The organism is Caballeronia sordidicola, from assembly GCF_000729995.1.
Taxonomy (GTDB): Bacteria; Pseudomonadota; Gammaproteobacteria; order Burkholderiales; family Burkholderiaceae; genus Caballeronia; species Caballeronia sordidicola_A.
The window spans coordinates 12466-24347 of sequence record NZ_JNFG01000003.1; the positions used below are offsets into that span (position 1 = coordinate 12466).

The 11882-nt window shown below is 61.5% G+C and carries 11 protein-coding genes; all 11 read right to left on the reverse strand.

Going from position 1 to position 11882, the window contains the following annotated elements; all coding sequences use genetic code 11:
* Window positions 1-56 precede the first annotated feature (56 nt).
* Window positions 57-1784: a glycerol-3-phosphate dehydrogenase/oxidase gene (locus FH08_RS0102140; RefSeq protein ID WP_031356730.1), complete on the reverse strand. Its 1728-nt coding sequence runs from the start codon at window positions 1782-1784 to the stop codon at window positions 57-59.
* Between the two features lie 37 nt (window positions 1785-1821).
* Window positions 1822-3345 (reverse strand): FGGY-family carbohydrate kinase, encoded by a 1524-nt coding sequence (locus FH08_RS0102145; protein WP_031356731.1) that lies wholly within the window; start codon window positions 3343-3345, stop codon window positions 1822-1824.
* Window positions 3346-3457: 112 nt separating this feature from the next.
* Window positions 3458-3910, reverse strand: a complete 453-nt coding sequence (locus FH08_RS0102150; protein ID WP_031356732.1) for an RpiB/LacA/LacB family sugar-phosphate isomerase — start codon at window positions 3908-3910, stop codon at window positions 3458-3460.
* Window positions 3911-3950: 40 nt separating this feature from the next.
* Window positions 3951-4712 carry a triose-phosphate isomerase gene (locus FH08_RS0102155; RefSeq protein WP_031356733.1) on the reverse strand — a complete coding sequence of 254 codons (762 nt, stop codon included), beginning with the start codon at window positions 4710-4712 and terminating at the stop codon, window positions 3951-3953.
* Between the two features lie 131 nt (window positions 4713-4843).
* Entirely contained in the window at window positions 4844-5797 is a 954-nt protein-coding gene (locus FH08_RS0102160; RefSeq protein ID WP_031356734.1) for a D-ribose ABC transporter substrate-binding protein, read from the reverse strand.
* Between the two features lie 70 nt (window positions 5798-5867).
* Complete coding sequence (locus tag FH08_RS0102165; RefSeq protein WP_031356735.1) at window positions 5868-6965, reverse strand: ABC transporter permease; 1098 nt, start codon at window positions 6963-6965, stop codon at window positions 5868-5870.
* Window positions 6966-6991: 26 nt separating this feature from the next.
* The gene (locus FH08_RS0102170) at window positions 6992-8542 is read right to left on the reverse strand and encodes a sugar ABC transporter ATP-binding protein (protein ID WP_031356736.1); all 1551 of its coding nucleotides are present in this window, start codon (window positions 8540-8542) and stop codon (window positions 6992-6994) included.
* On the reverse strand, window positions 8539-9192 hold the full coding sequence (locus FH08_RS0102175; protein ID WP_031356737.1) for a DUF2291 family protein: 654 nt from the start codon (window positions 9190-9192) through the stop codon (window positions 8539-8541). Before FH08_RS0102175 ends, FH08_RS0102170 begins: the two co-directional genes overlap by 4 nt.
* Before the next feature lie 75 nt (window positions 9193-9267).
* Complete coding sequence (dhaL, locus tag FH08_RS0102180) at window positions 9268-9912, reverse strand: dihydroxyacetone kinase subunit DhaL (RefSeq protein WP_031356738.1); 645 nt, start codon at window positions 9910-9912, stop codon at window positions 9268-9270.
* Window positions 9906-10934: a dihydroxyacetone kinase subunit DhaK gene (locus tag FH08_RS0102185; protein WP_235210265.1), complete on the reverse strand. Its 1029-nt coding sequence runs from the start codon at window positions 10932-10934 to the stop codon at window positions 9906-9908. Before FH08_RS0102185 ends, dhaL begins: the two co-directional genes overlap by 7 nt.
* Before the next feature lie 13 nt (window positions 10935-10947).
* Entirely contained in the window at window positions 10948-11880 is a 933-nt protein-coding gene (locus FH08_RS0102190; protein ID WP_031356740.1) for a sugar phosphate isomerase/epimerase family protein, read from the reverse strand.
* Window positions 11881-11882 lie beyond the last annotated feature (2 nt).

Consider the following 11882-nt stretch of genomic DNA (forward strand, 5'->3'; position numbering starts at 1 on the left):
CAGTGCATCGAGCGTCAATCCACGCATCAGACTTCGTCCGATCTCAGGCTCCTGAGTCAATGCGCAAGCTCCGTATCGCGAAGCACCATTCCGTGGCGCTGCCGGGCGATGTCGCGGGACGCTTCGATTTCCTGCCGCGTGCGGACCGCGTCCCATCCCAACACCCCCGCCGCGATCGCCGCAATCTCATCCAGCAAAGCGCCGGTCAATTGGCCAGAGATCGCGATCGTCGTTCGGCGGAAAAGCAGGTCCGCAAGATGCGTCACTGCTTCGTGCTCGCATAGGTACTGAATCTCTCGCACGGTGTAACTCGGCTCGCTTGCGAGCGGCTTGTCGTGCGGCGCGTCGTGCATCGGCGAGCAGAATGCTGCGATGACCGATGCACTCGTGCCGTAACGCGTGAACAAGGTTTCAGCTCGTGCGACCGGAAGACCACAACGCGCGGCAAGCTCGCTGATCCATGCAGCCCGATTCGCGGAGGTGAGCGGAAAATCATGGCCGCCACCAATGGCTTCGTCGCGAGTGCTGACCCGGCGCGTACGCCCGAGGCGCTTGAGGGTATCGTCGGCGACGGATTCGGCGAATCCGCGGAAGGTTGTCCATTTGCCGCCCACCAGCGAGAGCACAGGAATCGCGGTATTGGGCAGATGATCGATGTGCACTACGTGATCGCGACTCACGTCGCCGGGATTCGCGGCATCGGAATACGGCAGCGGCCGCACGCCGCTATAGCGGAACGTGATGTTCGATGCATCCAGTTCCAGGCGAGGAAATATTTCACGCAAGACGCCGAGCATATAGTCGACCTCACTGTCCTCACAGCGAACCTGGTCGGGATCGCTCACGCGTATATCGGTCGAACCGATCAGCAGCCGATCCATAAACGGATAGACAAGACAGATGCGGCCGTCCTTCGAGCCGAAGTACACCATGCGGCCCCGCAGTTGCGCATGGAGCTCCGGGTGCGTCACGATCAAGTGCGATCCTTTCGCTCCACCGATGTACTTTCGCTCGATCGCGAGCGACCGGTTCACGCTGTCGATCCAGGCGCCACCAGCGTTGATGATAACGGTCGGTGTCACAGAAAAGAGCCGCTGCGACACGAGATCCCGTAGCCAGACCGTGTCGCCTTCCACATGGTCAACCGTCACGTAGTTTGCCGCCGCGGCTTCCTCGCAAGCGGCCAGGCCATCGGCGACCAGTTCGTAGTTCAGTCGTTCGGCCTGTGTCACCTGTGCGTCGAAATACGTGGCGGTTGCCTTGATGGCAGGATCGAGCAACGGAAGACCCTGGAGAGAACGTCTCCTGAGCGCGACATGGTGGCGCGGCATGGTCCGGTGATGGCGACCGAGAAAATCGTAGATCGAGAGACCCAGTTTTGAAATGATCGCGCCGCGGTCGGCGAGCTTCGACTTGACACCGAAAAAACGCAGCGTCGACGCGACAATGCCACCAAAGTAAGAATGGATCGGCAATACCGTTTCAAGCGGCAATACAAAGTGCGGCGCGTTTTTCAGCAAGAGGTTGCGTTCCAGTGTGGATTCGGCAACCAGGCCAAATTCCCCGGTTTCAAGGTACTTCAGGCCGCCGTGAATGAGCCTCGATGGCGCTGAACTCGCCCCTGAAGCGAAGTCCGCCTTGTCGATCAGCAAGCAGTCGACCTGTTGCAACGACAGGTCACGGAATAGTCCCGCACCATTAATCCCGCCACCAATAATCAGCACGCTGACACGGCGCTGTTGCGTAAGCCGGTCGAGAAAAAATTCGCGGGATCGTTCGGTCATCGCTTGTCTCGTATCAATCGCATCATCAGTCGCATCGTCAATACCCGGTGGCTGCGCGATCGAGCGCCGGCCACAATGGGTTCATGCCTGAAATGAGCTGCATGTAAAGGTTGTACGCCTCGGTGAGCCGGCAGTGACGTTGCGGGTCCGGCAGGTGCGTCCGCTGAATGCGGCATGCTTTCATGCCGGCCTCCGCCAGCGATGCAAACACTCCCGCGCTCACGCCGGCACAGAGCGCGGCGCCAAGCGCACTGGCTTCCTGATTTTCCGGAATATCGATAGGAATCCCGAGGGTGTCGGCAAATAACTGGGCAAGCATGGGACTCGATGATCCTCCACCGGTCAAACCCACCCGCCGCGCGGGAAGCACGCTGGTCAGTGCTTCGACGTGGTATCGGTGATTGAAGACCATGCCTTCAAGCACTGCCCGCGCCATATGGGCACGACGGTGCCAGCCGCGGATGCCGAAGAACGAAGCGCTCGCGGGCTGCTCGAAGGGGGAACCGAACAGGAATGGATGGAACATGACGGAACTCGGCTCGGCGAATGCAGCCTGCAATTCGTCGCCGATCAGGTCGAACAGCGAGCATCCACGTTCTGCCGCCTGTTCCGCTTCGTGCGCGAAAAACTCGCGCAAAAACCAGTCGACATTGCTCGACGAGGCCGGCGAAATCGACATGTTCATCCATTGGCCGGGACGTGTGCCATTGCGGCACGACCAGCGCGGATCCAGTTGAGGACGATCAGAGAGGATCTCGTTGATGCTGAATGTCCCCGCCGTAATCGACACAATACCCGGCTCCGTGTTGCCCATCCCCAGGGCGCTGGATGTGACATCGTGCAATCCGCAGGCAACAGGCATACCCTCCTTCAGGCCCGTCTGTGCGGCAGCTTGTGCGGTGACACGTCCAGCAATTGCTCCGGACGGCACGATTGGCGGTAACGCGGGAGCAATAGATGTGAGGCCGTATAAATCCAGTACCTCGGCGCTGTATTGTTGCGTGCGGACATCGGTAAAGGAGGAACTGGCTTCCGTCGGATCAGTCGCCGCGACGCCAGTCAGACAGAGACGCAGCCAGTCCTTGCAGAAGAGCACATGGCCTATCTTTGCGTACCGCTCAGGTTCGTTGACCTGGATCCATTTCAACAGGCTGACAGCGGCGTACGGATACGGCTGCTGCCCGGTCAATTCCAGCGCCTGTGGCAACAAACCTGCTTCGCGCCATTGATCGCGAACGTCAAAGGCCCGGCTGTCGAGCGACAGGATCCCGGGTCCAAGGGGAGCACCGTCGTGGTCGACCAGGTACAAGCCGTCGCCGTGCCCCGTCACCCCGACGGCCGCGATCGCGTCGGCGGGCACATGGCTAAGCTCGAGCGCATCGCGAATGGCGCCGCTTGCCGCTGCCCAGGTTTCCTGCATGTCCCGCTCGACGTGACGCGGACGCGGCTGCCGCTGCTCCACGCGCCGGGATCCAACGGCTACGGTACGGCCAGCGGTGTCGAAGATAACGGCCTTCGTCGCGGTCGAACCGCTGTCAAGGCCGAGCAGATATGTCTCCATCGTGTCTCCGATCCATTGTGATGCTGCCGCGACGTCCCTCGGAGCGCAGGAAGCGGTAAAGAATGAGGCTTACTTCAACATGCCCGGCGGTAGCGCATGATTCCGCCGATACTTAACCGTGGTATTTGGAATCAAGCTCGTTAATTGCTGCCACGTTGCCTGCGCTTCGGCCGTTCTCGTCGAAGGTCAGTGCAAGAAACGCATCGGCAATAGTCTTGGCCACCTCGGTCCCGATCACTCGAGAACCCATCGTGATGATCTGCGCATTGTTCGACAGTGCGGCGCGCTCCGCGGAATACGTATCGTGGCACAAAGCAGCGCGGATTCCGGGCACCTTGTTGGCCGAGATGCTGACGCCGATCCCCGTGCCGCAGACCAGAATGGCGCGGTCGTAATCGCCGCGGATCACGCCCGAAGCCACGCGGTCGGACAGGTTTGCATAGAACTCCTTCGGATCCGCCTCATTGGTCGACACCTCGAAAACTTCGAAGCGGTCCTTGAGGTGTTCAGCCAGCACATGGGCCAGTCCTTCCCCCGCGCTATCTCCTGCAATTGCCAGTTTCATGAAGATCTCCTTCAGTTGAAATTCCACGCATGCGGAACGGTCAGAGCACCGCCCTGACGCGCTCCACAATGTCCAGATACCCAGTGACGTCCCAGGCAGAGCGCCCGATGAACAGCCCGTCGATATGTGCGCACGCAGCGAGTTCAGCGCAGTTGCCGGGGTTCACCGAGCCGCCGTAAAGGCACGGCACACGACGGCCAAGAATCTCTTGCGCGACCTCGATGATCTCGGCCTGGCGAGCATCGGCATAGTCGGCGCTGGCCGGTATGCCGTGTTCGCCGATAGCCCAAACCGGCTCGTATGCAAGCAGGATCGGGGCAGCGTGTTGTTCCGGCTTTAGTCGAGCCAGTGCGCCGCGAACTTCGGCAGCCAGGACTTCGGGTGCTCGCCCGCCTTCGCGATCGGCAAGCGTCTCGCCAATGCAGATCAGCGGCGTCAGCCCGTGACGCACCGCCGCCTCGACCTTCAATCCGACCTTTTCATCGGTCTCGCCAAAATGTTCGCGCCGCTCGGAGTGGCCGAGTTCAACCAGGTCCATGGCGCAATCGACCAGCATCGTCGGTGAGATTTCGCCGGTCCAGGCGCCGTGATCGGCCCAGTGCATGTTCTGCGCGCCGACCTTCACCGTCGTGTCTTTGAGGATTGCCTTGACCTCGCAAATCGCGGTGAACGGCGGAATGACGAAACGCTGCATGCGTGGGTCGGCGACGTCTGTAAGCAGACCTTGGGCAAAAGCGCGCGCCTGCGCCAGGGTCTTGTTCATTTTCCAGCTGGTACCGATCCAGAAAGGGGAATGGGTCATGATGATGTCGTCAATCGGATGCACGAACCGGCGCTGCTGTGCGTCGCGCCGGCGTGGGTTCCGCTACCCCGGCGCGCAGCGTGAAAAAACCGCAGGTACCTTTCGGTGCCCTGCGGGTTCGAGCCATAGCATTACTTCGAAAGCGTAAATGCCGAGGTGTACTTATCCACGTTGGCCTTGGTGATCAGGACGCAATCGAAGAGCTGCTTTTCAGTCTTGGCGCCCGTCTTGCCGGTCTTCAGGAACTGATCGGCCTCCTGCACCGCCTTGACGGAAAACGTGGCTACCGGCTGCAGCACCGTGTACTGCAACTCGCCGGCCTTGACCGCGGCCACCGCTGTCGGCGAACCGTCAAAACCACCCACCTTGATGCTCGACAGTTTGTTCGCCTGCTTGAGTGCGGCAATCCCGCCAAGCGCCATTTCGTCGTTGCCGCTGATCACGCCAATGATGTCCGGGTGCGCTTGCAACAGGCTCTGCATCGCGTTGAAACCCTTGGTGCGATCCCAGTCGGCCACTTGCGACCCGACCTTCTTCAGGTCCGGATACTGGCTAAGCACTGACGTATAGCCGTTGGAACGCGTGGCGGCGTTGTTGTCGGACGGCGCGCCGAGCAATTCGACGTAGTTGCCCTTCGATCCGACGTCCTTCACCCATTGCTGTGCGCCCAGCGCCGCACCCTGTGCGTTGTTGGACACGAGCTGCGCCTTGGCCAGGCCTTCCTGGTTGATCTCGGCATTGACGAGGAAAACCGGAATGTTGGCCGCAACCGCCTTTTTCACCGCACCAACGGACCCGCTCGCATTCGCCGGATCGAGAATGATCGCAACCGATTTGTTGGTGATGGCGGTGTCGATCAACTGGCTCTCGGTGTTAGTGTCGCCTTTCGAAGCCGCGACGTTAGCGGTGTATCCGAGCCGTTTCGCCTCGGCGGCGGCAACGTTGCCTTCGGTAAGCCAGTACGGGTTCGAGGGATCGTTGACGATAATGGTCACGAGCCCTCCCGCCGCGTGAGCTTGCGTGGCGAACAGAGGCGCAGCGATGGCGACGGCGGCGAGCAGCAGGGTTCTTCTCTTGGTTGTCATGGTAAGTCTCCGTTTTTGATTGGTGATAACGTCGATATAAGACATTCTTCTCAAGGACCGGTGGCGCGGCTCAAGCCTTGCCGCCTTGTGGAGAAGTGGGTTGGCCAGCGGTCGGCGCAGGACGCTTGACACGGCGGCGATATTGAATGGCGTTGAGCAACACCGCGAGCACGATGACCGCGCCGGTGAACACCGTCTGCCAGTAAGAAGAGATGCCGATGATCACCAGACCGTCGGACAGGAAACCGATCACGAAGGCCCCGAGAAGCGTTCCGCGGATGTTGCCGGTGCCCCCCATCAACGACGCGCCGCCGATCACCACCGCGGCGATGGCCGTCAGTTCATAGGTCGTGCCTGCCGTCGGACCTGCGGACGTGAGCTGCGAGGAAAGGATCAACCCGGCAATGGCCGCACAGACTCCCGAAAGCATGTACACGCTGATCTGCACTCGTTTCACCGGCACGCCGGAGAGCTGGGCCGCGCGCTCGTTGCCGCCTGAGCCATACAGCCAGCGGCCGAACGCCGTGCGGTTGAGCATGATGCTGCCCAGGACTCCGATCACCGCGAGGATCAGGACGCCGACGGGAACATTGAACAGACGATCGAAGCCGAGCCCGTTGAAGCCGACGTTGCCCAGATCAGCATGGCCGCCCAGGTTGTTATAGGTCAGGCCGTTAGTCATCAGGAGAGCCAGCCCGCGCACCACGTACATCACCCCGAGCGTGGCGACGAAGGCAGGCACTTTGAAGCGCGCGATGAGCACGCCGTTGACCAGGCCGATAAAGGCGCCAAGCAAACAGCACAGCACCACCACGACCCAGACCGCCGGATACAGCACGACGCCGAACAGGTTCAGTGTCACCCCTTGCAGGAAGAATCCCGCGACCACACCAGAGAGCCCAAGCGTGGACCCCACCGAGAGATCGATGCCCCCGTTGATAATCACCAGCAGCATGCCGATCGCGAGGATGCCGTAAATGGCCACATGCGAGGCCATCGTCAGGAAGTTTTCCGTTGCGAAGTAATACGGCGAGAGAAACGAAAATACGATGATGATCACGATCAGCGCAAAGAACGCACGCCCTTCGAGCAGCATCTTGCCCAGGTCGAAACCGTCGCCGAACCGGCTGGCGCGGGTTGACGTGGAAGGTTTGGCGGAGTCGTTCATGTTCTAGTCTCCATGCATTTCTATGATCAGATCGCCACGGCTTCGCCGGAGGCGGCCATGATCTGGTCTTTGGTGGCATCGGTGCCGAATTCTGCGGAAATCTTGCCGCGGCGCATGACAACAATGCGATGCGCAATGCTCAGGCATTCACCCACTTCCGACGTGGAAAACACCACGGCCAGGCCCTTCGCGGCGCTCTCGCTGAGCAAGCGAAAGACCTCGGCTTTGGCGCCGATGTCGATGCCACGGCTGGGCTCGTCGAGCAGGATGACTTTCGGGCGGGTGGCGAGCATCTTGCCGATCACGACTTTCTGCTGGTTGCCGCCGGACAAGGAGCCGATAGGTGCACCCGGGCCAGCCGTCTTGACGTGAACGTTTCGGATCGATTGATCGACGAGCGCACGCTCGCGGGGGAAGGACAGCAGCATCCCCCTGACGAACGTGCCGATGCTCGCAAGCGACAGGTTCGTGCCAACGCTCATAGTGGGCACCAGGCCATCGCGCTGCCGATCTTCCGGCACCAGCACGAGGCCGCGGGCAATCCGCCCGGCGATGCTCAGGGAGGCTATATCCTCGCCTTCGAGCAGGACCTTTCCACCGGACACTTGAGAGCGACCGGCAACCGCTTCAAGCAGTTCCGTGCGCCCCGCCCCCATCAAACCGTAGATGCACACGATCTCTCCCGCGCGCACCTCGAGCGACAGATGATCCACCACCGAAATGCCGGACCCGGCGTCGTCGGCCACGCTGACATCGTCTATCGCCAGCGCCACGTCGCCAAACGCGTAGCCTGTCGGCGGCGAGCCGAGGTCGAAGTTCTCACCCACCATGTTGCGCACGATCCACGCGAGGTCGATATCCTTGGCCTCGGCAGTAGCCGTCATCCTGCCGTCGCGCAGCACCACGGCGTAGTCGGTGATTTGCAGCGCCTCTTCCAGATGATGCGAGATATAGACAATCGACACGCCGCGGCTGGTGAGGTCGCGGATCACCTTGAACAGCACCTCGACTTCGGACGCGCTCAGCGCGGAAGTCGGCTCATCCATGATGAGGATGCGCGATTCAACGGAAAGCGCGCGAGCAATTTCGACGACTTGCTGCTGGCCCAGGCGCAAGTCCTGGACGCGCGTCAATGGATCGATTTCTTCCTCGAGATCGGCCATCAGCGCCCGCGCCTGCCGCGCTTCTTCGGCGAAGTTGACGCCTGTAGCAGCGCGCAACTCCCGGCCCATGAAGATGTTGTCGCGCACGCTGAGGTTGGGCGCGAGACTCAACTCCTGATGGATGATCGAGATACCGTGGTCGCGCGCATCGTTTGACGAAGCAAACGCAACGCGCTGACCATCGAGTTCGATATGCCCCGATGTCGGCATCTCGACCCCGGCGAGGATCTTCATCAAGGTCGATTTGCCCGCGCCGTTTTCGCCGAACAGGGTGGTGACCTTGCCGCGATGGATATCGAAGTTCACGCCCTTCAACGCATGCACTCCGCCATATGACTTGACGATGTCACGCGCCGACAGCAGGACTTCGTCGGCCACGGGCTGAGTTTGACGGGTTTCGTTTAGAGTGCTCATTTCACGTCCAGCTTCACCGGTGTCACCAGCCAGCCGTTCGGATTGATCAACTGGAAGACGCCGACAACCGAAATGGTCTTGCCCGTCAGCTTGGCGGCATCGACCTTCGACAGGACCGCTTTTTTCATCGCCGTGTTGATCGCGTATCCGGCATTCTGATAGTCGATCTGGTTGGTGAATTGCTCGAAGCCGATGGTGCCGGTGGCATCGCGCAGATCCGTGCCGTTGATCGCCGGTCCGGTCTGCACGCGGATGACCACCGAGTCGGGCACGTTCGGCACCTTCAGGGTATAGATCCCGGCATCTTCACTGCCCGCCACGCCAGTGAACTTGACCGATATTTCAGGGCCGATGCCGCCTGCAACGCCGTACTGCTTGCCGGCAGCGTCCTGGTCCTTGGCGATGGCCGCGGCCAGCGTGTCGGCGCTGACTGCGCGGCCATCGATTGCCGCCTGTGTCTTTGGAAATTGCGCTTCGCCGTAGGCCGCGGGATCGAAGGTCTTCACTTGCGCGTCGCCGGCAGACCCGATCTTCACGACCTTGGTGCTGAAGGCCATCGCCACGAGCAGGATCACCACCAGCACTGCGGCGATGGCTGCGCGAACGCTGCGCTTCGAGCGACGATTCATCGATGGGGTAAGTGTGCTCATGAGGTTGTCTCCCGTACTTCTGAACTATGCAAATGCAAAGCGGACGTGGTGAATCCCTTCGCTTTGACCACTATTTCATGCTGTGCCACGTTGCCCCCAGTCATCAGCAATCACGTTGAGCACCATCGCCGCGGATGCCGCGCCAGGATCGATATGTCCAAGACTGCGCTCGCCGAGACGCGCCGAGCGACCCTTGGTCGCGACCATCGATTTGGTTGCCTCGGCGCCTTCAGCTGCGGCATAGCGGACCCGCGCCACGATCTCGGGCAGCGACAGCCCATTTGCCATGCCTTGCTCCGCCGCTGCGGCGGCGGGCGTCCAGACATCGACCATGGTTTTTTCTCCCTGCTCCGCCTTGCCACGCGACCGGATGCCTTCGGCCATTGCGACGATCAGCATCGGCGCTTCGGTCAGCGGCATTTCTGCGCGCGCCCCGGCAGCCTTCGCCGCACGCATGAGCGCGGTGGCGTAGAGCGGCCCCGACGAGGCGCCGACAGCGTTCAGGAACGCCTTTGCCGCGGTGTTGAATTGATCGGCGAGCGTTGCTTCCACAGACAGCGCCTCGATCGCACTCGATGCCGCGGCAAATCCGTCCGCCATCGCGATGCCGTGGTCGGCATCGCCGATCACACCGTCGAGCCGGCACAGCTCATCTCGCGCTGCGCGGATGGTTTCGGCGAGCTGGCGGAACAGGCGCGCAATGTCAGCGGTCGTCAGCATCGCCCGGTCCCCTGTTGGAACATCGCGCACTCGCACGGATGATCCAGCAAGCGCTGCAGTTCTTCGTCGAGATGCATCAGCGTGATCGACGCACCGGCCATTTCGAGCGACGTGCACAGCGGCCCGACCAGCGTGCGATGCACGATCAACCCTGCCTCGGCCAGGCGCTGCGCGACGCGGCGGTTCATGATGTACAGCTCCATCAACGGCGTCGCGCCGAGCGAGTTCACCAGCACCGCCACGCGGTCTCCTTTGGTCGCGCCCATCTCAGCGAGGATGGCGTCCATGATCTCGTCGACCACGGCATCAGCGGGACGCAGCGCCTCGCGACGCATCCCCGGCTCCCCGTGGATGCCCATGCCGATCTCCATCTCGCCCACTCCGATCTCGAAGTTGGCGCGCCGCGTCTGCGGTAACGAACAGGGCGCAAGCGCCACGCCTAATGTGTAAATGCGGGCGTTGGCGTGACGCGCCACTCGCACCACTTCGTCCAGCGACATCATCAAATCAGCCGCTGCACCGGCAGCTTTGAAAATGAACACATTGCCTGCCACCCCGCGCCGTTGTTCGCGCTTGTCACGCGGCGCGGAAGCGATGTCGTCGGTGGTCAGCACGGTGCGCGCCTCGACGCCCTCCAGCTCCAGCAATTCGGTGGCCATGTCGAAATTCATCACGTCGCCGGCATAGTTGCCGTACATGAACAGCACGCCTGCGCCTCCGTGCGTGGCGAGCGCCGCATCGACGGCCGGTTGCGGCGGCGGTGAGGCAAACACATTGCCGATTGCGGCCGCGTCGGCCAATCCTTTGCCGACGAAGCCCAAAAAAGTAGGCTCGTGACCGGACCCGCCGCCGATCACCAGCGAGACCTTTCCTTGTCGCGGTCCGTGACGCGCGACGATCGCACGCGGCGCGGCGTCCAGGCGCCGCAGCAAGTTGCCGTGTGCGGCCATCACGCCATCCAGCATCTCGTCGACGGCGGCATTGCCGTCGTTGATCAGCTTCTGTGTCATCGCATCTTGCATGGCAGTCTCCCCTTCAGATGTTCAGGTCGGAAACGCCGGTATCGAAATGAGGAGCCCAGAACGCCACCGATTCAGCGATCTGCTCAACGACCTGTCGATCCTTCGGTTCGCGTTCCTTGAACGACAACTCCAGGCATATTTCGTTATCCTGTCCACCGCCCGCTTGAATGGCTTCGATCAACGGGCCGGGCTGGATGCGCCCGCGTGCGTTGAACTCGGCGGTGAAAGGATGGTGACCGCCCTTGTCCATCAGCGACTGCTTGATGTGGATGATGGGCGAGACGCGCGGCACCGCGCGTGCCCAGGCGTAGGGGTCAAAGTCGTCGGGGTTCGAGCTGGTGACGTCGCCGTGATCAATGTCGGCCATCATCCACATTGGCACCGCCATGTTTGCGGCGCTCAGCCGTTTTTGCAGCGCCATGCACGCAGCGATCGTCTCGCCGAACTCGCGCCCGACCGACATCGGTTCCCAGAACACGTATTGCAACCCGGCGCGCTTGGCGTGTTCTGCGACTTCCGCCCAGCAATCGATAGCGATCTGCATCAACGCCTCGCGACGGCCGGCATCGTCGAAGTCGCGGTAGGTGAAGATGGCGAACTGAGTGCCGATTGAATTCCCGCCAAGGTCCGCCGTGATGTCGGCGAAGGTCTTGAACCAATCGACGTAATAGCGCCGTACATCGGCATCCGGGTGGCCGAAGTGGTTGAGGCGACCATAGGGGCCCGTCATACCCGACGTGATGCGCACGCCGGTTCGCGCCATCGCCGCACGCATCTGGCGCGTCAGGCGTCGCGTGACTGCAGCGGGCCACGACGGATTGATGAACTCATGCGTGAGTTGCACGTCGCGGATCTTCATCTTGTGCGCGATGGCGTCAATGAGATCATCCGGCTCGGCAAAGCGATTCACCAGCGGATTCGTGTTGAGTGCGAGAGTGAAAGCCATTT

Coding starts and splice junctions, on each gene's coding strand:
- FH08_RS0102140 (WP_031356730.1), bottom strand. CDS start 1,784: ATGACCGAACGATCCCGCGAATTTTTTCTCGACCGGCTTACGCAACAG.
- FH08_RS0102145 (WP_031356731.1), bottom strand. CDS start 3,345: ATGGAGACATATCTGCTCGGCCTTGACAGCGGTTCGACCGCGACGAAG.
- FH08_RS0102150 (WP_031356732.1), bottom strand. CDS start 3,910: ATGAAACTGGCAATTGCAGGAGATAGCGCGGGGGAAGGACTGGCCCAT.
- FH08_RS0102155 (WP_031356733.1), bottom strand. CDS start 4,712: ATGACCCATTCCCCTTTCTGGATCGGTACCAGCTGGAAAATGAACAAG.
- FH08_RS0102160 (WP_031356734.1), bottom strand. CDS start 5,797: ATGACAACCAAGAGAAGAACCCTGCTGCTCGCCGCCGTCGCCATCGCT.
- FH08_RS0102165 (WP_031356735.1), bottom strand. CDS start 6,965: ATGAACGACTCCGCCAAACCTTCCACGTCAACCCGCGCCAGCCGGTTC.
- FH08_RS0102170 (WP_031356736.1), bottom strand. CDS start 8,542: ATGAGCACTCTAAACGAAACCCGTCAAACTCAGCCCGTGGCCGACGAA.
- FH08_RS0102175 (WP_031356737.1), bottom strand. CDS start 9,192: ATGAGCACACTTACCCCATCGATGAATCGTCGCTCGAAGCGCAGCGTT.
- dhaL (WP_031356738.1), bottom strand. CDS start 9,912: ATGCTGACGACCGCTGACATTGCGCGCCTGTTCCGCCAGCTCGCCGAA.
- FH08_RS0102185 (WP_235210265.1), bottom strand. CDS start 10,934: ATGCAAGATGCGATGACACAGAAGCTGATCAACGACGGCAATGCCGCC.
- FH08_RS0102190 (WP_031356740.1), bottom strand. CDS start 11,880: ATGGCTTTCACTCTCGCACTCAACACGAATCCGCTGGTGAATCGCTTT.